The organism is Mesorhizobium sp. M2E.F.Ca.ET.219.01.1.1 (assembly GCF_004016445.2).
Classification (GTDB): Bacteria; Pseudomonadota; Alphaproteobacteria; order Rhizobiales; family Rhizobiaceae; genus Mesorhizobium.
Genome location: NZ_SADT02000109.1, coordinates 1 through 362, shown reverse-complemented (window position 1 = coordinate 362; position 362 = coordinate 1). Strand labels below are relative to the sequence as shown.

At 61.3% G+C, this 362-nt stretch carries 1 protein-coding gene; it reads left to right on the top strand.

Annotated elements, in window-relative coordinates; genetic code table 11:
* Window positions 1-87 precede the first annotated feature (87 nt).
* The coding region (locus tag EN862_RS35145; protein ID WP_245519824.1) for an extracellular solute-binding protein at window positions 88-362 on the top strand (275 nt) is incomplete at its 3' end.

The window sequence follows — 362 nt, the reverse complement described above, 5'->3', positions numbered from 1 at the left end:
GCCGCTATAGGTGGAGCAAATGGTGTCAATGCGGAGCAATCGCTCCGCGCACGAATCGTCGCCGGCAACCCACCGGGCGCAATGCAGATGCTGGGCTACGACGCCTCGACCTGGGCCAAGGAAGGCGTTCTGCGGGACCTGACCGATTTGGAAACCGCGAATGGCGGCGCTGACTTGATCCCGCCCGACTATAAGCGTCTTGCGGCGCCCGACGGCAAGTGGGTCGAGGTGCCGATCAATCTGCATCGTTCCAACTGGATCTGGGCAAACAAGAAGGCGTTCGACGCCGCGGGTATAGGCATTCCGAAAACCTGGGACGAGCTCATCGCGTCGGGCGAAAAGTTGCGCAAGGCGGGTATCAT